Source organism: Streptomyces sp. 35G-GA-8, from assembly GCF_023534745.1.
Taxonomy (GTDB): Bacteria; Actinomycetota; Actinomycetes; order Streptomycetales; family Streptomycetaceae; genus Streptomyces.
In genome coordinates this window covers 53,325-73,442 of sequence record NZ_JAMHJQ010000022.1, presented here as the reverse complement: position 1 = coordinate 73,442, position 20,118 = coordinate 53,325, and the positions used below count along the sequence as shown (strand labels likewise).

Below are 20,118 nucleotides of genomic sequence, written 5' to 3'. Positions count from 1 at the left end.
CGTCGCTGTGGGACCGGTTCTCCGGGTGATTCGCGCGGCGTATACGGGGCAGCCTCATGGGGGTGGGACCTCCTCGATCATGAGCCGCCATTCGGGGGTATGGCGAGCTCGGCCAGGAAGATCTCCGCGTAGCGGTGGCGGTTGGTCCCTGCGTGGAATCTCCACATCCGGATGCTTGCTCCGCTCAGTCGGTTCCACCGCGTCGGGGACCGGTTGACGCGCGTCGACCCGTACGCCAATCTCTGCGTACAACCCAGCCCCGGTAAAGGGAGATCCGATGCTCAGACGCGCCGCCCGACTGTTGCTCAGTGTTGTCATGGTCATGTCCTTCGCTTGGGCGGGGACGCTCGCCACGGCCGGTACGGCACACGCCGACGGCTGCTACACGTGGTCCCGCACCCTCTCCCAGGGCGCCTCGGGCGCCGATGTCACCCAGCTCCAGATCCGGGTGGCCGGCTATCCGGGCACCGGCGCCGTGCTCGCCATCGACGGCTCGTACGGCCCGGCGACCACCGCCGCGGTGAAGCGCTTCCAGTCCGCGTACGGGTTGGCGGCCGACGGGGTCGCGGGCCCCGCGACCTTCAGCAAGCTCTACGCGCTCCAGGACGACGACTGCACCCCGATCCACTTCACCTACGCCGAGCTGAACAACTGCAACAGCACATGGGCGGGCGGTGCGGTGGACGCGGCCACCGCCAAGTCCAACGCCCTGCGCACGATGTGGAAGCTGGAGGCGATGCGCCACGCGCTGGGCGACCAGCCGCTCCGGGTCACCAGCGGCTTCCGCTCACAGGCGTGCAACAACGCGGTCGGCGGGGCGGCGAGCAGCCGCCATCTCTACGGGGACGCCGCCGACATCGGCGCCGGGCCGCACTCGCTCTGCACGCTGGCGCAGGCGGCCCGTAACCACGGCTTCAACGGGATCCTCGGTCCGGGCTACCCGGGCCACGACGACCACGCGCATGTCGACCACCGGCCGAGCCGGTACTGGTCGGCACCGAGCTGCGGGATCTGACGGATCGCGTGACCGTGCGTCGCGTGACCGTGCGTCGCGTGACCGTGCGTCGCGTGGACACGCGTCGCGCGGACGTGCGTCGCGCGGACGTGCGTCGCGTTCCGGGGCCTCACGCCGCGTGCGAGGGGCCCCGGAACGTACGGCGGTACGCGTTCGGGGTCGTCCCGAGCGTCCGCAGGAAGTGATGGCGCAGGCCGGCCGCGTTCCCGAACCCGGCCCGGCCGGCGATGCCCTCCACCGTCTCGTCCGTCGCCTCCAGCAACTCCTGTGCGAGCAGCACCCGCTGACGCAGCAGCCAGCGGTACGGGGTGGTCCCCGTCTCCTGCTGGAAGCGGCGGGCGAATGTGCGCGGCGACATATGGGCACGCTCGGCCAGCTGCTCGACGGTCATCTCGCGGTCCAGATGCCGTTCCATCCAGCCGAGGACGTCGCCGACCGTGTCACAGCGGCTGCGGGGCAGCGGGCGCTCGATGAACTGGGCCTGGCCGCCGTCGCGGTGCGGCGGTACGACCATGCGGCGCGCGATCGCGTTGGCGATCTCGGGGCCGTGCTCCGTCCGTACGAGATGGAGGCAGGCGTCGATCCCGGCGGCTGTACCGGCCGAGGTGATCACCGGCCCCTCGTCCACGTACAGCACATCCGGCTCGACGATGGCCCGCGGATAGGTGCGGGCCAGCTCCGCCGCGTGCCGCCAGTGCCCGGCGCACCGGCGCCCGTCCAGCAGCCCGGCGGCGCCGAGCACGAAGACCCCGGAGCACACGCTCAGCACCCGCGCGCCCCGGTCCACGGCCCGGCGCAGGGCGGCGAGCAGGTCGGGCGGGTAGTCGCGGCCGATGTACGACTCGCCGGCCGGTACGGCGATCAGATCGGCCTCTTCGAGCCGGTCCATGCCGTGCAGCGAGCCGATCGTGAACCCCGCGTGCGTCCGCAGCTCGGGCCCCTCGGCCGACACCACCGCGAAATCGTGCACGGGAAGACCCTCGTCGCTCCGGTCGAGGCCGAACACCTCACAGAGGACGCCGAGTTCAAAGGGATGTACTCCGTCCAGCAGGACGGCGGCCACATTGTTCAGCATGTATCAAGTGTGGCAGTAATTCGATGGTTGATGACAGTCCTGCCACTGCTTTCCGTGCCGGAAACCGACGACAGTGGGGGCATGGACACCTTCCTGACAGTTCTCGCCCTTATCACCCTGTTTGTTCTGCTGGGTCTGCCGCCGATGATCTGGCACCTCAAGGACCGGGCGATCGACCGCCAGCTACGCCGCGCCGAATACCCGGAGCGGCTGGAGCGCCCGGAGCCCGCGCGGCGCCCCGCCGCGCCACCCTTGCGTGCACGAGCCACGCGCAGAGCGCACCGACCGCGTACCACAGCAGGTCAGGGGCGTTGAAGGTGGAGCCGAGCACGAGCCGCGCGAGCACACTGCGCGCGGCCAGCTCGGCGGGCACGGAGGTGAGCTGGAGCAGTTCCACGGCCCAGCTGAACCCGAGCGCGACGGCCCCGGCGACGAGGGGCCGCACACGGGGAGCGACGAGCACCACCAGCGTGTACACGAGCACGGTATAGAGCGCGTCCCCGCCGTACTTGGCGACCGCGCCGGTCCCCGCCCCGACCCCCCTGATCCCGAGCCCGGCCCCCACGGTCACCAGCGCCGCCCCACCCGCCACCAGGCGCGTACGCACGAGAGATCCCATGGGCCGAAACCCTATGCGCCCGTCAACGGGCTTCCGGGGTGTGGGTGCCGTAGCGGAGGCCGTCGACGAGCAGGGCGACCATCCGTCGCGTGTGGCCGTTGTCGTCCTGGGCGGGAAGGGTCAGATTGGCCGTGGCGCGCAGCAGGTCCTCGGGGTCGGCGTCGGAGCGGATCTCGCCCGCTCGCGCCGCGGTGTCGAGGAGCGCGCCGAGGACGGGCACGAAGCGCTGCTGAAAGTAGGCGGGCAGGGTGTCGTAGGCCGGGTCCCCCGAGTGCAGGGCGGCGCTGAGCCCGCGTTTCGTGCCGATGAAGAGCGCGAAGCGCTGCAACCACCCGGCGAGTGCTTCGACCGGCGCGTGCCGCGCCGCGAGGGATGACGCGGCGTCGGCGCAGGCGTCGACCTCATGGCGGAAGACCGCGGCGATGAGGTCCGAGCGCTGGGGGAAGTGGCGGTAGAGGGTGCCCGCCCCCACCCCCGCCTTGGCGGTGATCTCCCGTACCGGCGCGTCCACTCCCGAGGTCACGAAGACTTCCGCGGCGGCCGTGAGCAGGGCGTCGGTGCTGCGCCGCGCGTCGGCCCGTATGCGCTTGGGGGGCCCTCCTTCCGTCGCGTCGGCACCGGCCTCCCGGGTCGTGTCCTCGCCCACGATGCCTCTCCTTGCTAAACGGAACACTGTTCCGTATTGTCTAAGTCGAACGCTGTTCCGTTTGGTCAGCGTAGCGCCCCGCGTGGGGCGTCGGCCAACGCACAAGGAGATCCATGAAGTACCGCACACTGGGCCGCACCGGTATCAAGGTCAGCCCGTACTGTCTGGGCGCGATGATGTTCGGCGCCGTCGGCAACCCCGACCACGACGACTCCGTCCGGATCATCCACAAGGCGCTGGACGCGGGCATCAACTTCATCGACACCGCCGACGCCTACTCGCGCGGCGAGTCCGAGGAGATCGTCGGGAAGGCCCTCAAGGGCCGCCGGGACAATGTCGTACTGGCCACCAAGGCGCACCTCCCGATGGGCGACGACCCCAACCAGCAGGGCAACTCGCGGCGCTGGGTGATCCGCGCGCTGGAGGACTCCCTGCGCCGCCTGGGGACCGACCACGTCGATCTGTTCCAGATCCACCGGCCCGCGCCGGACACCGACGTGGAAGAGACACTTTCGGCACTCACCGACCTCGTGCGCGCGGGAAAGGTCCGGACCATCGGCGCCTCCACGTTTCCCGCCTCCGACATCGTCGAGGCGCAGTGGGTCTCCGAGCGCCGGGGCCTGGAGCGGTTCCGCACCGAGCAGCCGCCGTACTCGATCCTCAACCGCGGCATCGAGCGCGAGGTACTGCCCGTCTGCGAGCGTTACGGCATGGGCACCCTGGTCTGGAGCCCCCTCGCGGGCGGTCTGCTCACCGGCCGCTACCGCAAGGGCCTCCAGCCCGACACCCACCGCGCCGCCTTCGGCTTCCAGCACATGAGCGACGAGCGCCGGCTCGACGCGGTCGAACAGCTCATCCCCGTCGCCGAGGAGGCCGGGATGTCACTGACGCACCTGGCGACGGCTTTCGCCATCGCCCACCCCGGCGTCACCTCCGCGATCATCGGCCCGCGCACCATGGACCACCTCGACGACCTCCTCGCGGGCGCGGAGATCACGCTGGACGACGAGATCCTCGACCGAATCGACGCCATCGCGCCCCCCGGCACGGACGTCGGAGCGCTCGACATGGCCTACAAGTCACCCGCCGTCGAACAGGCCCGCCTGCGCCGCCGCCTCCCCGACGAGCGCTCCGCCGCCTGATCCGACGCCGGGTCGACGGGCGCGGCGACTTCCCCACGACAAGTCGGCCCTCGATGATCTCGCCTGAGGGCGTTCGCGGGTTCAGTTGAGCAGCACGGCGATGATGGTTCCCAGGCCGTTGTTGACCGCGTGTACGAGGACACCCGGCCATACCGACTTGGTGCGCACCAGCAGAATGCCGCTGATCGCGCCGACGACGATCGCCGGAATCAGGGCCAGGTTGATGCCGTGGGCCAGGGCGAAGATGACGGTGCTGCCGATGACGCTCACCCATGCGCCGTACCTGTAGAGCGCGGTGGAGATCACGCCTCGGAACGCGAACTCTTCGCCGAGGGGGGTGAGGACGGCGATGAACAGCAGTTGCAGAGTCAGTGCGAGCGGACCGCCGTTGGCCGCGGCCTGGTAGTCGCCCTGCGGATCGCCGTCCGTGCTCCCGGTGATCGTCACAATGATGATGGCGAAAACACGGGTCAGGAGAAACGCGAGCAGTCCGAAGCCGAGCGAGAAGAGAACCCAGCGAGTGGTGATGGCGCGGACATTGAACGCGGACCACGAGCGGAAACGCAGGACAAAAGCGGCGTAGAAGGCGAGCAGGCCCATGATCCCGGAAAGCGCTGCGAGAGACAGCCCGCTCGCGACCGGTGCGTCATCGGTGAGAGCGCTGACAATCGGCGGGCCGACGAGGTAGCACAGAAGGTAGGCGACGGTCGCCGCGAATATCTCGGGCCACCCGGGCCGCTGCTTTTCCGTATCGGTCAGAACGGTCGGAGTGGCGTGGGGGAGCACGGAAATTCCTCTCATACGGGCCGGATTCTTCGGCGTGGCCGTGCGCGGCGGTGACCGGACCCAGGAGGACGATCGTTCAAGGCACACCGTGCGGCACACTGTACCGCACGGTGTGCGGCACGATGTGCGGCACAGTGTGCCGATGGGCTGGTCAGTGGGTTGCCCGGGAGTGGAACGTCACCTGATGATCGGCGGAGCGTCCGCGCCGGCGGCTGACGATCAAGCCTTACCTTGACGCCGCGGAGATCACGATCTGCCGGGAGAGGTCAGGGACTGTGCCGCGAACCAGCGAAGTGTGTCTTCCGCACGGTCGAGCGCCGCTTCGCCCTTGTCGAACAAGAGGCCGAGATGCAAGCCGTCCACGAGGGTCACAAATCGGACGGCCAGCACCTCCGGCGTATCTGCCAGTGCGCATCCGTCAGCGGCCAGAAACGTGAACCAGCGAGTCGCGATCACGACCGACTCATCGCGCCCGGAGAGGACCATTTCGAGAACCTCCTCGTTGGCATCGGGGCCAAGAGCGAGGGTGAGCAGTTCGAACCACATCATGAGGCTGGAATGCCGGTCCGCTGCGCCGGGGAGGAATTGCCGCAGGCTCGCGTACAAGCGATCCGCAGGTGCCAGGGAGACGTCCTGGATTTGATCGTCGCTGAGCACGTGGGAGACCAACCGCTCCGCGACGGCCCGGTACAGCAACGCCTGTGACGGGAAGTACGCGCGCAAAGTCGTCGCGCCCATACCGGCAGCGGCAGCGACGGATCGCACGCTCAGGCCGCCAAGGCCGTCCGTTCCGGCGAGGCGCGTTGCCACGTCCAAGATGTGCTGTCGCTTGTCGGCATTCCCAACCACGTCGTGATCGTATAGCGCGGCAGCCCGCACCCTGCCCACCAGGGTGGTCGTGCTCGAAGTGGACAGTTCAGGCGGGGGTGGTCGGCTGGGTGGCGGCGAACGCGGTGAAGGCGGTCCAGGGGGCGGTGGGGATGTGGAGTATGGGGCCCTGGGCGTTCTTCGAGTCGCGGATATGGACGGTGGTGGGGGCGACGGCCACTTCTACGCAGTCCCCGCCTTCCGGGCCGCTGTAGCTGCTTTTGAACCACGTCAGTTCCATACTCATGATTCTCCTGCCACGCGCTTGAGCAGATCCGCAGACTCCTCCACATTCAGGGCCTGCGTCCGCAGCTTGCCATAGCGCAAGCCGAAGGCACTGACGGTTGCGGCGTCGGTGACCACCAATCCCACCCCCTGGGACTCGATGTAGCCGACCCGGCGGTGTTCCAGGGTCTCCACAATGACCATAGGTCCGCTGAGCCCCAGGTGGAAGCTGCGGTCCGAAGGCATGACCTGGATTTCGACATTGCGCATCGACCCCTGCTTCAACAGGTGTTGAAGCTGCGCGCTCATTACGTCGTCGTTGCCCACGGTGCTGGTCAGGGCCGCCTCACCGATGATGAAGCACGTCTCCACCATGGGCGTCCGCGTCAGCAGCTTCTGTCGGCTGAGCCTGGCTTCCACATGCTGCTCGATGATCTCGTCGCTGAGCGGTGGGCAATGCTCTGAGAACAGCGCACGCGCGTACTCCTCGGTCTGGAGCAGCCCGGGGATCATCAGAGGATCGAAGGAGAACCTGCTGACCGCTTCCGTCTCGATCAGCGCGAAGTCCTGGAAGAACGCCGGAAGTTTCGCCAAGTCCACGTCGTCCTGGAGCACCGCCAGCGTCCCGCCCGCCTTCAGGACCACCTCCGCCGCGTCCGTGAACGCGGACTTCGCCGGCCTTCGGCCCTGCTCGATCGAGGCGACCTGATCGCATGAGTAGCCCACCGCCTCGGCGAGTTCCTGCTGCGACAATCCAGCCCGTTCTCGGTGAAGTTTGACGAGTTTGCCATAGCCGACCCGGATCCTCGGCCGGTCGTCGTCCTGGGCTCGCTGCTTCTTCTGACGGCTGGTTCCCATACGCCTCACACCCCAATGCGCCGATGTGCGAATGTGGTTCACGTGTAAACACGCGCGGCGGAGCGCCGGTCACCGCCGGTGACCCGTACAGAAACGCATCCTGCTCGTACATGCCGTACAGGTACGCTCGTCCGCCCTGGTCAGGCTATCCGCGTAACGGGACCGTTACTCTATGAAGTCGGAAATTGCCTCCCTCATCGCCCCGACGGAGCCCGCCGCCCCCGCCCAACTCGCCGCCCCACCGCCGCTTTCGCCCCTGTATCCGCCCTCTCGGATCAGGCTCAGTTCCAGCCATCGCGGTGCCCGTCTCGCGCGGTTGCTCGCCGCGCAGCAACTGGACGAGTGGGGGATTCCGCGTACGACACCCACCGCCGCCGTGGTCGTCGCCGTACTCGCCGAGCTGGCCGCGAACGCGGTGACGCATGGCCGTACCCCCGGGCGGGACTTCGAGGTGCGGCTCGCCCTCTCGGCGGTCGTCATCCGGATCGAGGTCCTTGATACGCGGCCCGACCGGCTCCCCCGTGCCCCGGGCATTTCGCACCCGCCCCCACCGGACGCGACCAACGGGCGCGGGCTGCTGCTCGTCGCCGCGTATGCCGACCGGTGGGGGTGGTGCGTGCGTGATCCGTACACCACCAAGACCGTTTGGGCCGAGGTGGACTACCCGTCGGGCAGGGCCTAGTAGTCCATAGCGACGACGACGTACAGGCACGCGACGACTGCGACGACGCAGAGCGCGACCAAGACGATCAGCGCGCAGCCCAGTGCTCCTACCGTCCCAGCGATCGTTGCCCAGCCGAACCGCGTTGCTCGTTCGGCCCGTTGGACTGCGTCGTGGTACTCACCGTCGTCGTACCAGCCGCGATCGGCCATGGTCACCCCCGGTCGAACCCTATAACTCGGCCTTCTCGCCCCAGAATTCGACAGCGCGGATCCCGTAGCACCGGGGGTGGCATGATCGCCCGGACAGCTCCTGGACGATCGCCCCTAGAAGTCGTCGTCGAACCCGACCGTGCCCTCGACCGCGACCTGATACGCCGACGGGCGGCGCTCGAAGAAGTTCGTCAGTTCCTGGACGCCCTGGAGCTCCATGAACGAGAACGGGTTCTGGGAGCCATAGACCGCCGGGAAGCCCAGCCGCTGGAGGCGCTGGTCCGCGACGCACTCCAGGTACTCGCGCATCGACTCGGTGTTCATGCCCGGCAGACCGTCGCCGCACAGGTCCCGGCCGAACTGAAGCTCCGCCTCGACGGCCTCCTTCAGCATGTCCGTGACCTGCCGCTCCAGCGCGTCGTCGAAGAGATCCGGCTCCTCCTTGCGGACCGTGTCCACGACCTCGAACGCGAAGTTCATATGCATCGTCTCGTCGCGGAACACCCAGTTGGTGCCGGTCGCCAGACCATGCAGCAGACCGCGCGAGCGGAACCAGTAGACGTACGCGAACGCGCCGTAGAAGAACAGCCCCTCGATACAGGCCGCGAAGCAGATCAGATTCAGCAGGAAGCGGCGGCGGTCCGCCTTCGACTCCAGGCGGTCGATCGTCTCGACGGAGTCCATCCACTTGAAGCAGAACTGCGCCTTCTCACGGATCGACGGGATCTCCTCCACCGCGTCGAAGGCCGCCGCGCGGTCGTCCGGATCGGGCAGATAGGTGTCGAGCAGCGTCAGATAGAACTGGACGTGTACGGCCTCCTCGAAGAGCTGGCGGGAGAGATAGAGCCGCGCCTCGGGGGAGTTGATGTGCTTGTAGAGCGTCAGCACGAGGTTGTTCGACACGATCGAGTCGCCCGTCGCGAAGAACGCGACCAGCCGCCCGATCATGTGCTGCTCGCCGGGGGAGAGCTTGGCGAGGTCGGCGACGTCGGAGTGCAGGTCGACCTCCTCCACCGTCCAGGTGTTCTTGATCGCGTCGCGGTAGCGCTCGTAGAAGTCCGGGTAGCGCATGGGCCGCAGCGTCAGCTCGAAGCCCGGGTCCAGGAGATTCTTGTCCGAAGTGGTCATTACTGGCAGGCCTCGCAGGACTCGGGGTTTTCCAGGGAGCAGGCGATCGCGTCGTCAGGGACCGCCTGCGCGGGTACGGGCACGGCTGCCCGCGCCGCCCGCGCGATCCGTGTCGCCGGGCGCGAGCGCAGGTAGTACGTCGTCTTCAGGCCCTTCTTCCAGGCGTACGCGTACATCGAGCTGAGCTTCCCGATGGTCGGCGTCTCCAGGAACAGGTTCAGCGACTGGCTCTGATCCAGGAACGGCGTACGGGCCGCCGCCATGTCGATCAGGCCGCGCTGCGGGATCTCCCACGCCGTACGGAACAGCTCACGCACCTCCGCCGGGATCCAGCCGAAGCCCGCCACCGAGCCGCTCGACTCGCGCAGCGCCTCGCGCGTCCCCGCGTCCCAGACGCCCAGCCGCTTCAACTCGTCCACGAGGTACGAGTTGACCTGGAGGAATTCTCCGGAGAGCGTCTCGCGCTTGAACAGGTTGGAGACCTGCGGCTCGATGCACTCGTAGACGCCCGCGATCGAGGCGATCGTCGCCGTCGGGGCGATCGCGAGAAGCAGGGAGTTTCGCATGCCGCTCGTGGCGATCCGGGCGCGCAGCGCGTCCCAGCGCTCCGGCCAGTTCAGCTCCACGTCGTAGTGGTCGGGGTGCAGCACCCCGCGCGCGGCGCGCGTCTCGGACCAGGCGGGGAGCGGGCCGTTGCGCTCGGCGAGCGCGCAGGACGCCTCGTACGCGGCGAGCATGATCCGCTCGGCGATCTTCGTGGAGAGGGCCCTGGCCTCGGCGGAGTCGAAGGGCAGCCGCTTCTTGAAGAAGACGTCCTGGAGGCCCATCGCGCCCAGGCCCACCGGGCGCCACTTCGCGTTGGAGGCGCCGGCCTGCTCGGTCGGGTAGAAGTTGATGTCCACGACCCGGTCGAGGAAGGTCACGGCCGTACGGACGGTCTCGTCCAGCCGCTCCCAGTCGATTTCGCCGGAGGCCAGTACGAACGAACCGAGGTTGATGGAACCGAGGTTGCAGACGGCGGTCTCCCCGTCGTCCGTCACCTCCAGGATCTCCGTGCAGAGATTGGACGAGTGGACGACGCGGCCGGGCTCGGCGGTCTGGTTCGCCGTACGGTTCGAGGCGTCCTTGAAGGTCATCCAGCCGTTGCCGGTCTGGGCGAGGGTACGCATCATCCGGCCGTAGAGCTCGCGGGCCGGGATCGTTTTGCGCGCCAGGCCGGCGGCCTCCGCCTCGCGGTACCGCGTGTCGAACGCGTCGCCCCACAGGTCGACCAGCTCCGGCACGTCGGCGGGGGAGAACAGGGACCAGACGCCGTCCGACTCGACCCGGCGCATGAACTCGTCCGGGATCCAGTGCGCGAGATTCAGATTGTGCGTACGGCGCGCGTCCTCACCGGTGTTGTCGCGCAGCTCCAGGAACTCCTCCAGATCCGCGTGCCAGGTCTCCAGGTAGACGCAGGCCGCGCCCTTGCGCCGGCCGCCCTGGTTGACGGCCGCGACCGAGGAGTCGAGGGTGCGCAGGAACGGGACGATGCCGTTGGAGTGCCCGTTGGTGCCCCGGATCAGCGAACCGCGCGAGCGGATACGGGAGTACGAGAGGCCGATGCCGCCCGCGTGCTTCGAGAGACGCGCCACCTGGTGGTACCGGTCGTAGATCGAGTCCAGCTCGTCCAGCGGGGAGTCCAGCAGATAGCAGGAGGACATCTGCGGGTGGCGCGTACCGGAGTTGAAGAGGGTGGGGGAGGAGGGGAGGTAGTCCAGCCGGCTCATCAGCCGGTAGAGCGCGGCGACTTCGTCGAGCGCGCGGGCGCTCTCGTCCTCGGCCAGTCCGGCGGCCACGCGGAGCATGAAGTGCTGCGGGGTCTCGATGACCTGGCGGGTGATCGGATGGCGCAGCAGATAGCGGCTGTAGAGGGTCCGCAGCCCGAAGTAGCCGAAGCGGTCGTCGGCTTCCTCGTCGATGAGCGCGTCGAGGAAACCGGCGTGCAGCGTGACGAAGCCGGCCGTTCGGTCCGCGATCAGGCCCTCGCGATGGCCGACGGCGATGGAGGCGGAGAACGCCACGGCGCCCTGGCCCGCGGCCTCGTCGGCGATGGTGCGGGTCAGCAGCCTGGCCGCGAGCCGGGAGTAGGCGGGGTCCTCGGAGATGAGCCCCGCCGCGGCCTCGGTGGCGAGCTCGCGCAGCTCGGCCTCGTCCGACCGGGCGTTGCGGCCGCGCAGCGCCGCGGCGGCGACTCTCCCGGGGTCGGTGTCGGGCAGATCGGCGGTCAGGTCCGTCAGGATCCGCAGCAGTGCGGTCCCGGGTCCGTCGGCCGCCCGCGCGGCGGCCTCGGAGATGCCTGAAGCCGGATCGGCTGGCGCGATGGTCACGTGGTGCTCTCCCTCGCTCGGCTCTGGACCGTCGGGAGGGGAGCGGGCTGTTTCTCGCGGTACGGACCGTACGGCCCGGATCCGGGCGGCACGGCGTACGGCGCCCACCGGCCCATCCACGAGGCCCGGACGTCTCGGCGTCCGATTCGGTCGAACCGGACGCACCGTCGGCAGGTGTTCGGACTCGTGGGTATGGCAAAGCACACCGCATCACACCGTTGCGGGACAGTTCCGGATTCGCACCGGATTCCCCTGCGTCGACAGCGAGGTCGAGCATACATGTGGGGGCTGGCTCGGGAACCACCCCCCAGATGTTGTGTCGTGCGTCATTCCGTTCGGGCCCGCGCGGACAGCGAGAAGGCCGCCGGATCCCCGTCGTTCCCGGGGATCCGGCGGCCCGTGGAGCCGGGTGCCGACCGGTCAGTGGCCGCCGGGGCCGCCCGGGGCCGCGGCCGGGAGTTCGGTCTTCACGCCCGGGTCGCCCGCGTCCGCCGTGTAGTCGGACGGGCTCGTCTCGTCCGTGCCCTCCGGCGCCTTGACCGCGCGCAGGACGAAGGTGAGCGCCACCGTCACCACCAGGTTGAGCACGAACGCGGTGAGGCCGATGTAGCCGATCTCACCCAGCCCGGGGATCTCCTTGGAGGAGCCGCCGAAGTGTGCCTGGGTCGGGCTGGCCACGCCGTACGCCGCGGCCGTGCCGTAGATCATGCCGACCGCCCAGCCCGCGAGCAGCGCCCAGCGGTGGAACCAGCGGCTGAAGAGGCCGCCGACCAGCGCGGGCATCGTCTGGAGGATCCAGATCCCGCCCAGCAACTGGAAGTTGATCGCGACCGTCTTGTCCATGGTCAGCACGAAGACCAGCGCGCCCACCTTCACCAGCAGCGAGACCACCTTCGAGACCTTGGTCTCCTGCTCGGGGGTCGCGTCCGGCCTGATGAAGTCCTTGTAGATATTGCGGGTGAAGAGATTCGCCGCGGCGATCGACATGATCGCGGCGGGCACCAGCGCGCCGATGCCGATGGCCGCGAAGGCCACCCCAGCGAACCAGTCGGGGAACATCGTCTCGAAGAGCTGAGGGATCGCCAGCTGTCCGTTGTCCACCTTGACCCCGGCGGCGATCGCCATGAAGCCGAGCAGCGCCAGCAGGCCCAGCATCAGTGAGTAGAGCGGCAGGATCGTGGTGTTGCGCCGGATCACCTCGCGGCTGCGGCTGGAGAGCGTCGCCGTGATGGAGTGGGGATACATGAAGAGCGCGAGCGCGGAACCGAGCGCCAGCGTGGCATAGCCCCAATGCCCGGCGTCGCCCGGCGCGAGGGCGCCGCGTGGCTGGCCGGTCGCCGGGTTGGTCTGCGCGAAGGCGTCGCCCGCCTTGGCGAAGATTTCGTCGAACCCGCCCAGTTTGATGGGGATGTAGATGATCGCCACGACGATCACGATGTAGATCAGGGTGTCCTTGACGAACGCGATCAGCGCGGGTGCCCGCAGCCCGGACGAGTAGGTGTACGCGGCGAGCACACCGAAGGCGATCAGCAGCGGCAGGTCCTTGATGAACCAGTGGGTGTTGTCGCCGCCGCCGACGCCCATCACGTCCAGCACGGCCTGGATGCCGACGAGCTGGAGCGCGATGTACGGCATGGTCGCGAGGATGCCGGTGAGGGCGACCGCCAGTGACAAGCCCTTCGATCCGAACCGGCCCCGTACGAAGTCCGAGGTGGTGACGTAGCCGTGCTTGTGCGACACCGACCAGAGGCGGGGCAGGAAGGTGAAGATCAGCGGGTAGACCAGGATCGTGTAGGGCACGGCGAAGAAGCCGGCCGCGCCCGCCGCGTAGATCGCCGCGGGTACGGCCACGAAGGTGTACGCCGTATAGAGGTCGCCGCCGAGCAGGAACCAGGTGACCCAGGTGCCGAACGACCGGCCGCCCAGGCCCCATTCGTCGAGGCTGTTCTCATTGGCGGCCTTGCGCCAGCGGGCCGCCAGGAACCCCATGACCGTGACGGCCACGAAGAAGAAGATGAAGACGGCGAGTGCGACGCCGTTCACGCCGTCCTTCACTTCGACGCACCTCCCTCGCGGGAGCGCTGGTCACGCTTCCACAGCTGGTAGGCGGCCATCGTGAGCACCGCGGAGACCGGCACCCAGAGCATCTGGTACCAGTAGAAGAAGGGGATACCGATGAATGTCGGTTCGAGCTTCGCGTAGGACCCGACCCAGAGCAACGCCACGAAGGGTGCGACGAGGCAGAGAGCGATGATCACCCGTGCGGGGGTGACCGTGGGGGGCGGATTCTCTTCCGGACCTTCGGGCACCGCGGCTCCGTTCCCTCGTTGATCGCCTGTGGTAATGAGCAGGAAATCTAAGCGAAGGCGCTGGTCAGCGTAAGCCCCTGTCCGAATGTCGTTACGTCAACGGTATGCGAACAGGGGTGCGCGGACAGTTGCCGGCCAACGGTCGTCGTCAGCGGCCCTCAGTGGGCCGGGCGCTTCAGTCTGGCCACGAACTTGTAGCGGTCGCCGCGGTAGACGGACCGTACCCACTCCACCGGCTCACCGGCCGCGTCCAGCGAGTGCCGCGAGAGCATCAGCATCGGCAGCCCGACATCCGTACCGAGCAGCCCGGCCTCGCGCGGGGTGGCCAGCGAGGTCTCGATGGTCTCCTCGGCCTCCGCCAGACGTACGTCGTACACCTCCGCCAACGCCGTATAGAGCGACGTGTACTTGACGAGCGAGCGGCGCAGCGCGGGGAAGCGTTTGGCCGAAAGATGGGTGGTCTCGATGGCCATCGGCTCGCCGCTGGCCAGCCGCAGCCGCTCGATGCGCAGCACGCGCCCGCCGGTGGTGATGTCCAGCAGCCCGGCCAGGGTGTCGTCGGCGGTGACATAGCCGATGTCCAGCAGCTGCGAGGTGGGCTCCAGTCCCTGGGCCCGCATGTCCTCGGTGTACGAGGTGAGCTGGAGCGCCTGCGAGACCTTGGGCTTGGCGACGAACGTGCCCTTGCCCTGGATGCGTTCGAGCCGGCCCTCGACCACCAGCTCCTGGAGCGCCTGGCGCACGGTGGTGCGTGAGGTGTCGAACTCGGCGGCGAGCGTGCGCTCCGGAGGCACCGGCGTACCCGGTGGCAGCGTCTCCGTCATATCGAGCAAGTGCCGCTTCAACCGGTAGTACTTGGGTACGCGTGCGGTACGGGTGGCGGGGCCGTTCTCGGTCTCCGTACCGCCCCCGTCCGTGGCCATGGTCTGCCTTCCCGACTCCTGTGCTGCTGCCGTCACCGGCTCCTCCGTCTGTCGCGGCTCACATGGTGGCACGGTCCGGCCACGGGTCGTCGCCCTGCCTCAGGTGTCGGTCCGATAACGGACACGACTGCCCTTCTTATACACCCTTGACACCCCTAAAGGTCTAGGCCAAGCTCCCCGTACTGGTCTAAACCATTAAAGACCAGGTCCCAGCCCCAGCAGTACTCGTCGTACGTCTTCGCGGTCTTCGCGGTGGGCAGGGGTTGCAGGCATCCCTGAGGAGGGTGGCGTGAAGCGCAAGCTCATCGCGGCGGTCGGCGTCGCGGGCATGATGGTCGGTCTTGCCGCGTGTGGTTCGGATGAAGGCTCGGCGTCCAAGGATCCCAAGGACCGTAAGGAGACGCTGACCGTCTGGCTCATGTCGGACGCGCAGAGCACCTGGCCGGAGCTGGTCAAGGATGTCAACGCGCAGTTCAAGACGAAGTATCCGAATGTGACGGTCAAGGTCCAGTACCAGCAGTGGGCGGACAAGGCCAAGAAGCTCGACGCGGCGCTGGCCGGCGACAAGTACCCCGATGTCGTCGAGCTCGGCAACACCGAGACCATGACGTACATCCTCAACGGTGCGCTCGGCGAGATCGACCCGAAGAAGTACGAGAACTCGGACACCTGGATCAAGGGTCTGAAGGACACCTGCTCCTTCGAGGGCAAGCAGTACTGCGTGCCGTACTACGCCGGTGCGCGTGTGGCCATTTACAACAAGGACATGTTCAAGGCCGGCACCGGCTCGGACCAGCTGCCCACCACCGAGGCCGAGCTCGCCACGGCGCTCGACAAGGTCGGCGCCAAGTACGGCAAGGACAAGGCGTTCTCGCCGCTCTACCTGCCGGGCCGCTACTGGTACGCGGCGATGTCCTACGTAGCGGCGTACGGCGGCCAGATAGCCGAGTACGACGAGGGCGCCAAGGAGTGGAAGGCCACCCTTTCCACCCCCGAGGCCCAGAAGGGCATCCAGCACTTCGTCGACCTGGTGAAGAAGTACAACCACGGCGACAAGACCAAGGACGAGGCGGACCACGCCAACGTCATGGCCAACGAGAAGACCGCGCTTCTCTACGGCAACGGCTGGGAGGCCGGCAGCGTCGTCGACTCCGCCGCGAACGGCAACCCGAAGCTGAAGGACAAGATCCTCACCGCCGGTATGCCCGGCCCCGACGGCAAGGCCCTGCCGTCCTTCATCGGTGGCTCCGACCTCGCCACCATCTCCAAGTCCAAGGTCCAGGACCTCGGCGAGGAGTGGATCGCGGCCTTCACCAGCGCCAAGTCGCAGGAGGTCCTCGCCTCCAAGAACATCCTGCCCAACAACACCAAGCAGCTGGAGCCGCTGAAGGCGAAGCCGGAGACCGCGCCGATCGCCAACGCCGTCCCGGACGCCTGGTTCACCCCGATCGCCCCTGGCTGGACGGCCATCGAGAAGAAGGAAACCCTTGAGGTGATGCTGCTCGACATCATCAAGGGCAAGTCGGTCGCCGACGCGACGAAGGCCGCCGACGCGGAGATCAACCAGCTGATCAACGAAGAGTCCTGAGTCCGACGAGCCTCTGAGTCTCCGACTCCTTTGTCTCCGACTCTGTTGATCGCCTACGGGGGGTGGCGGGCCCGCGAGGGCTCCGCCGCCCCCCCGTACTCCGGTACCAGGTCCGAACGGAAGGCCAGCACAGTGAGTGCCGCCGACATGAAAGCAGCCGACCCTCCGGTAGCCGTCGCACGCGTCCCCGAGAGATCCGGCTCCCAGCCGCCCGCGGGCGGGCAGCGCAAGCGGCGCAAGGCCGGCGCGCTCCTGCCGTACCTCCTGATAGCCCCCGCGTTCGTCGCGATCGCCGCCGTCTTCGTCTGGCCGCTCATCAAGACGATCCTCATGTCCTTCCAGGACGTCGGCCGCCGTGAGCTGTGGACCGGAGAGGCCGCCCCCTGGGTGGGCTTCGAGCAGTTCACCAATATCCTCGGCGACGGCGAGTTCTGGGCCGTCGTCTGGCGGACCCTCATCTTCATGGTCGCCTGTGTGGTCGCCACGATGGGGATCGGGCTCGGCATCTCCATGCTGATGCAGCGCATGGACACCTGGGTACGGCTGCTGCTCACCGGCGCTCTGGTGGCCGCCTGGTCGATGCCGCTGCTGGTGGCGACCTCCATCTTCCGCTGGTTCGCCGACTCCGACTACGGCGTCCTGAACATGGTGCTGTCCAAGTACCTCGGGATCGACGCCCAGGGCCACAACTGGTTCCTCGACCCCAAGCAGGGCTTCCTCATCATCGGAGCCGTCGTCGTCTGGGGCGCCATTCCCTTCGTCGCCGTCACGCTCTACGCGGCGCTCACCCAGGTCCCCCGGGAGCTGGAGGAGGCCGCGGCCCTCGACGGCGCGGGCGTCGCCGGGGTCTTCCGCTTCGTCACCTGGCCGGTCATCAAGCCGGTGTTCCAGATGGTGGCCACCCTGTCCGTCCTGTGGGACTTCAATATCTTCGGCCAGATCTTCCTGATCCGCGGCAACAAGCCGGAGCCGGAGTACTCCGTCCTCGGGATCTACTCGTTCGAGAAGGCCTTCGAGTCCAACTCGTTCAGCCAGGGTGCGGCCATCTCCCTCATCACGGTCCTGCTGCTCTCCGGTGTCGCCGTGTACTACCTGCGTCAGCTGCTCAAGATCGGAGAGGTCGAATGAGCGCCTCCACCGCCACCACCGGGGCCCGCCGCCCGGACACCGAGCGGGACACCGGGCCGGGCGGCCGGCAGGTCCTGCGCCAGGACCGCAAGAAGAACCGGCTCGTCTACAACATCGCGGGCCTGGCCGTGTTCGTCCTCATGGCCTTCCCGGTGTACTGGCTGATCATCAGCGCCCTGCGGCCGAACCACGAGATCCGCAGTTACGACCAGACCCTCTGGCCCTCGTCGATCTCCTGGGACAACTTCCAGCGGGCCATCGACCAGCCGAACTTCGGCACGGCCATCCAGTCCAGCCTGATCATCTGCGGAGTCGCGGTCATCGGCGGCATGCTGCTCGCCACCATCGCCGCCTTCGCCATCGGCCGCTTCCGTTTCCGCGGCCGCAAGTTCTTCATGATCGTGCTGCTCGTCGTGCAGCTGCTGCCGCCGACCGCGATGCTGATCCCCATCTACATCCAGCTCAACGACCTGGGCGGGCTGAACGAGTACTGGGGCGTCATCGTCATCTACCTGGTCTCGACGCTGCCCTTCGCGACCTGGATGATCCGCGGCTTCATCGTCAACATCCCGCCGGAGCTGGAGGAGTCCGCGATGGTGGACGGCTGCAGCCGGATGGGCGCCTTCTGGCGGGTGACCTTCCCGCTGCTCGCCCCCGGTCTCGCCGCGGCGGCGATCTTCTCCCTGATCACGGCGTGGAACGAGTACCTCCTCGCCTACGTCGTCCTCCAGGACAACGACAAGTACACGCTGAACGTGTGGCTGATGAACTTCACCACCTCGCGCGGTATCGACTACGGAGCCCTGATGGCCGCATCGACCCTGATCGCCATCCCGGTCGTGGCCTTCTTCCTCCTGGTGCAGAAGTACATGGCAACAGGCCTCACCTCCGGCGCAGTGAAGGGCTAGGACCGCCGATGACCACCCTCGTAAGCAGTACGGACACCCTCACCCGCGACGCACTCGCCGTGCTCCAGCCCGGATTCCTCGGCACCACCGCCCCCGACTGGCTGCTGCGGCGCCTCGGCGAGGGCCTGTCCTCCGTCGGGCTCTTCGGCCGCAACGTCGCCTCGCCCGAGCAGCTCGCGGCGCTCACCGAGCGGCTGCGTGCGGAACGGGACGACGTCCTCGTCGCGATCGACGAGGAGGGCGGCGATGTCACCCGTCTGGAGGTCAGGCACGGCTCCTCCTTCCCCGGCAACTACGCCCTGGGCGCCGTCGACGACGTGGACCTCACCCGGGCCGTCGCCCGCGAGCTGGGCCGGCGGCTCGCCGAGTGCGGGGTGAACCTCAACTGGGCCCCCTCGGCCGATGTGAACTCCAATCAGAACAACCCCGTCATCGGCGTACGGTCCTTCGGCGCCGACACGGCGCTGGTGGCCCGGCACACCGCCGCGTATGTGGAGGGTCTGCAGAGCGCCGGGGTCGCTGCCTGTACCAAGCACTTCCCCGGCCATGGCGACACCTCCGTCGACTCGCACCACGCGATGCCCCGTATCGACGTGGACCTGGCCACCGTGCACGCCCGCGACCTGCTGCCTTTCCGCGCGGCCATCGCGGCGGGTTCCAAATCGGTCATGAGTGCGCATATCCTGCTTCCCGCGCTCGACCCGGACCACCCGGCGACCCTCAGCCCGCAGATCCTCATCGGTCTGCTCCGTGAGGAGCTGGGCTTCCAGGGCCCGATCGTCACCGATGGCATAGAGATGCAGGCCATCGTCTCGACATACGGGATCGAGCGTGGCTCCGTCCTCGCGATCGCCGCGGGCGCCGACGCCATCTGCGTCGGCGGCGGCCTGGCGGACGAGGAGACCGTGCTGCGGCTGCGCGACGCGCTGGTGGCGGCGGTACGGAACGGCGAACTGCCCGAGGAGCGACTGGCCGACGCGGCCGCGCGGGTGCGCGGACTCGCCGACTGGACGCTGCGGGTCAGGGGGGCTTCGGAGCCGGGCGCGGATTCGCAGGAGGGGACCGCGCCCGGCACCGCGTCGGGCGTGTCCGGCGGCGGGACCGGCGTCGCGTCCCGCACGGAGATCGGCCTGGTCGCGGCCCGTCGCGCCGTGCGGGTGACCGGCGGCGCGGAGCCCCTCACGGAAGCGCCCTACGTCGCCGCGTTCACCCCCGTCGCGAACATCGCCGTCGGGGACGAGACCCCGTGGGGCGTCGCGGCGGAGCTGGGGCGGCTGCTGCCCGGTACGGAGACGGGCTCGTACAGCGGCGCCGAAGCGGCCGGTACGGACCCGGCCGCGCTGGCCGGCGATCTGCTCGCCGCGGCCGGCGACCGTACGATCGTCGCCGTCGTGCGCGACGCGCACCGCCACCGCTGGATGTCCGACGCGCTGGACGCCGTGCTGGCCGCCCGGCCGGAGACGATCGTGGTGGAGATGGGCGTGAACGAGGCGGCGCCCAGGGGAGCGCTGCACATCGCGACCCATGGTGCCGCGCGGGTCTGCGGACGGGCCGCCGCGGAGGTCATCACGGGCCGCCGGGAGTGAGCGCCCGGGAGTGACTGCCCGGGAGTGAGCGCCCGGGAAAGCCGCTGAAACGACGGTGCCGGGCCACCCCTTC

At 68.4% G+C, this 20,118-nt stretch carries 20 protein-coding genes and 1 riboswitch; of the genes, 7 read left to right on the top strand and 13 right to left on the bottom strand.

Annotated features, from left to right (window positions below; genetic code table 11):
* Window positions 1-277: 277 nt before the first annotated feature.
* Window positions 278-1,015, top strand: a complete 738-nt coding sequence (locus tag M1203_RS35270) for a D-Ala-D-Ala carboxypeptidase family metallohydrolase (protein WP_249953934.1) — start codon at window positions 278-280, stop codon at window positions 1,013-1,015.
* A gap of 109 nt (window positions 1,016-1,124) precedes the next feature.
* Here the strand turns inward: M1203_RS35270 and M1203_RS35265 are convergent, their stop codons facing one another.
* From M1203_RS35265 to M1203_RS35255, 3 genes are all read right to left on the bottom strand, one after another.
* The gene (locus M1203_RS35265) at window positions 1,125-2,090 is read right to left on the bottom strand and encodes a helix-turn-helix domain-containing protein (protein ID WP_249953933.1); all 966 of its coding nucleotides are present in this window, start codon (window positions 2,088-2,090) and stop codon (window positions 1,125-1,127) included.
* Between the two features lie 157 nt (window positions 2,091-2,247).
* Window positions 2,248-2,709 (bottom strand): DUF2809 domain-containing protein, encoded by a 462-nt coding sequence (locus M1203_RS35260; RefSeq protein ID WP_249953932.1) that lies wholly within the window; start codon window positions 2,707-2,709, stop codon window positions 2,248-2,250.
* 22 nt (window positions 2,710-2,731) lie between these two features.
* Window positions 2,732-3,355, bottom strand: coding sequence for a TetR/AcrR family transcriptional regulator (locus M1203_RS35255; protein WP_249953931.1), 624 nt, complete (start codon window positions 3,353-3,355; stop codon window positions 2,732-2,734).
* 113 nt (window positions 3,356-3,468) lie between these two features.
* Here M1203_RS35255 and M1203_RS35250 point away from each other — a divergent pair, with 113 nt between their 5' ends.
* Window positions 3,469-4,497, top strand: coding sequence for an aldo/keto reductase (locus M1203_RS35250; protein WP_249953930.1), 1,029 nt, complete (start codon window positions 3,469-3,471; stop codon window positions 4,495-4,497).
* Window positions 4,498-4,578: 81 nt separating this feature from the next.
* On the opposite strand, the gene M1203_RS35245 is transcribed toward M1203_RS35250, so the two are convergent.
* From M1203_RS35245 to M1203_RS35230, 4 genes are all read right to left on the bottom strand, one after another.
* Window positions 4,579-5,283 (bottom strand): type II CAAX endopeptidase family protein, encoded by a 705-nt coding sequence (locus tag M1203_RS35245; protein ID WP_249953929.1) that lies wholly within the window; start codon window positions 5,281-5,283, stop codon window positions 4,579-4,581.
* Between the two features lie 246 nt (window positions 5,284-5,529).
* Window positions 5,530-6,132, bottom strand: a complete 603-nt coding sequence (locus M1203_RS35240; protein WP_249953928.1) for a TetR family transcriptional regulator — start codon at window positions 6,130-6,132, stop codon at window positions 5,530-5,532.
* Window positions 6,133-6,199: 67 nt separating this feature from the next.
* Entirely contained in the window at window positions 6,200-6,397 is a 198-nt protein-coding gene (locus M1203_RS35235) for a DUF397 domain-containing protein (protein ID WP_249953927.1), read from the bottom strand.
* Window positions 6,394-7,233, bottom strand: coding sequence for a helix-turn-helix transcriptional regulator (locus M1203_RS35230; RefSeq protein WP_249953926.1), 840 nt, complete (start codon window positions 7,231-7,233; stop codon window positions 6,394-6,396). The genes M1203_RS35235 and M1203_RS35230 overlap by 4 nt, the downstream gene beginning before the upstream one ends.
* 172 nt (window positions 7,234-7,405) lie before the next feature.
* Between M1203_RS35230 and M1203_RS35225 the strand changes: the two genes are divergently transcribed.
* Window positions 7,406-7,915 (top strand): ATP-binding protein, encoded by a 510-nt coding sequence (locus M1203_RS35225; RefSeq protein WP_249953925.1) that lies wholly within the window; start codon window positions 7,406-7,408, stop codon window positions 7,913-7,915.
* Here M1203_RS35225 and M1203_RS35220 read toward each other — a convergent pair.
* From M1203_RS35220 to M1203_RS35195, 6 genes are all read right to left on the bottom strand, one after another.
* Window positions 7,912-8,106, bottom strand: a complete 195-nt coding sequence (locus M1203_RS35220) for a hypothetical protein (RefSeq protein ID WP_249953924.1) — start codon at window positions 8,104-8,106, stop codon at window positions 7,912-7,914. The two genes, M1203_RS35225 and M1203_RS35220, sit on opposite strands and share 4 nt — an antisense overlap.
* Window positions 8,107-8,220: 114 nt before the next feature.
* Window positions 8,221-9,234, bottom strand: coding sequence for a ribonucleotide-diphosphate reductase subunit beta (locus tag M1203_RS35215; protein WP_249953923.1), 1,014 nt, complete (start codon window positions 9,232-9,234; stop codon window positions 8,221-8,223).
* The gene (locus M1203_RS35210) at window positions 9,234-11,603 is read right to left on the bottom strand and encodes a ribonucleoside-diphosphate reductase subunit alpha (protein ID WP_249953922.1); all 2,370 of its coding nucleotides are present in this window, start codon (window positions 11,601-11,603) and stop codon (window positions 9,234-9,236) included. Before M1203_RS35210 ends, M1203_RS35215 begins: the two co-directional genes overlap by 1 nt.
* A gap of 151 nt (window positions 11,604-11,754) precedes the next feature.
* Window positions 11,755-11,897: riboswitch (cobalamin riboswitch) on the bottom strand.
* 126 nt (window positions 11,898-12,023) lie between these two features.
* The gene (mctP, locus tag M1203_RS35205; RefSeq protein WP_249953921.1) at window positions 12,024-13,658 is read right to left on the bottom strand and encodes a monocarboxylate uptake permease MctP; all 1,635 of its coding nucleotides are present in this window, start codon (window positions 13,656-13,658) and stop codon (window positions 12,024-12,026) included.
* Window positions 13,655-13,912 (bottom strand): DUF3311 domain-containing protein, encoded by a 258-nt coding sequence (locus M1203_RS35200; RefSeq protein ID WP_249953920.1) that lies wholly within the window; start codon window positions 13,910-13,912, stop codon window positions 13,655-13,657. The genes mctP and M1203_RS35200 overlap by 4 nt, the downstream gene beginning before the upstream one ends.
* A 158-nt stretch (window positions 13,913-14,070) precedes the next feature.
* On the bottom strand, window positions 14,071-14,835 hold the full coding sequence (locus M1203_RS35195; RefSeq protein WP_249953968.1) for a GntR family transcriptional regulator: 765 nt from the start codon (window positions 14,833-14,835) through the stop codon (window positions 14,071-14,073).
* Window positions 14,836-15,124: 289 nt separating this feature from the next.
* On the opposite strand from M1203_RS35195, the gene M1203_RS35190 reads away from it, so the two are divergent.
* From M1203_RS35190 to M1203_RS35175, 4 genes are all read left to right on the top strand, one after another.
* The gene (locus M1203_RS35190; RefSeq protein WP_249953919.1) at window positions 15,125-16,423 is read left to right on the top strand and encodes a sugar ABC transporter substrate-binding protein; all 1,299 of its coding nucleotides are present in this window, start codon (window positions 15,125-15,127) and stop codon (window positions 16,421-16,423) included.
* 132 nt (window positions 16,424-16,555) lie between these two features.
* Window positions 16,556-17,551 carry a carbohydrate ABC transporter permease gene (locus tag M1203_RS35185; protein ID WP_249953918.1) on the top strand — a complete coding sequence of 332 codons (996 nt, stop codon included), beginning with the start codon at window positions 16,556-16,558 and terminating at the stop codon, window positions 17,549-17,551.
* Entirely contained in the window at window positions 17,548-18,459 is a 912-nt protein-coding gene (locus M1203_RS35180) for a carbohydrate ABC transporter permease (RefSeq protein ID WP_249953917.1), read from the top strand. Before M1203_RS35185 ends, M1203_RS35180 begins: the two co-directional genes overlap by 4 nt.
* Window positions 18,460-18,467: 8 nt before the next feature.
* Window positions 18,468-20,045: a glycoside hydrolase family 3 protein gene (locus tag M1203_RS35175; protein ID WP_249953916.1), complete on the top strand. Its 1,578-nt coding sequence runs from the start codon at window positions 18,468-18,470 to the stop codon at window positions 20,043-20,045.
* Window positions 20,046-20,118: the final 73 nt, after the last annotated feature.

Bases quoted from the DNA above. Each gene is read 5' to 3' on its own strand.
- M1203_RS35260 (WP_249953932.1), bottom strand. From the start codon at position 2,709: ATGGGATCTCTCGTGCGTACGCGCCTGGTGGCGGGTGGGGCGGCGCTG.
- M1203_RS35250 (WP_249953930.1), top strand. From the start codon at position 3,469: ATGAAGTACCGCACACTGGGCCGCACCGGTATCAAGGTCAGCCCGTAC.
- M1203_RS35180 (WP_249953917.1), top strand. From the start codon at position 17,548: ATGAGCGCCTCCACCGCCACCACCGGGGCCCGCCGCCCGGACACCGAG.
- M1203_RS35235 (WP_249953927.1), bottom strand. From the start codon at position 6,397: ATGAGTATGGAACTGACGTGGTTCAAAAGCAGCTACAGCGGCCCGGAA.
- M1203_RS35230 (WP_249953926.1), bottom strand. From the start codon at position 7,233: ATGGGAACCAGCCGTCAGAAGAAGCAGCGAGCCCAGGACGACGACCGG.
- M1203_RS35265 (WP_249953933.1), bottom strand. From the start codon at position 2,090: ATGCTGAACAATGTGGCCGCCGTCCTGCTGGACGGAGTACATCCCTTT.
- M1203_RS35175 (WP_249953916.1), top strand. From the start codon at position 18,468: ATGACCACCCTCGTAAGCAGTACGGACACCCTCACCCGCGACGCACTC.
- M1203_RS35270 (WP_249953934.1), top strand. From the start codon at position 278: ATGCTCAGACGCGCCGCCCGACTGTTGCTCAGTGTTGTCATGGTCATG.
- M1203_RS35195 (WP_249953968.1), bottom strand. From the start codon at position 14,835: ATGGCCACGGACGGGGGCGGTACGGAGACCGAGAACGGCCCCGCCACC.
- M1203_RS35225 (WP_249953925.1), top strand. From the start codon at position 7,406: ATGAAGTCGGAAATTGCCTCCCTCATCGCCCCGACGGAGCCCGCCGCC.
- M1203_RS35215 (WP_249953923.1), bottom strand. From the start codon at position 9,234: ATGACCACTTCGGACAAGAATCTCCTGGACCCGGGCTTCGAGCTGACG.
- M1203_RS35220 (WP_249953924.1), bottom strand. From the start codon at position 8,106: ATGGCCGATCGCGGCTGGTACGACGACGGTGAGTACCACGACGCAGTC.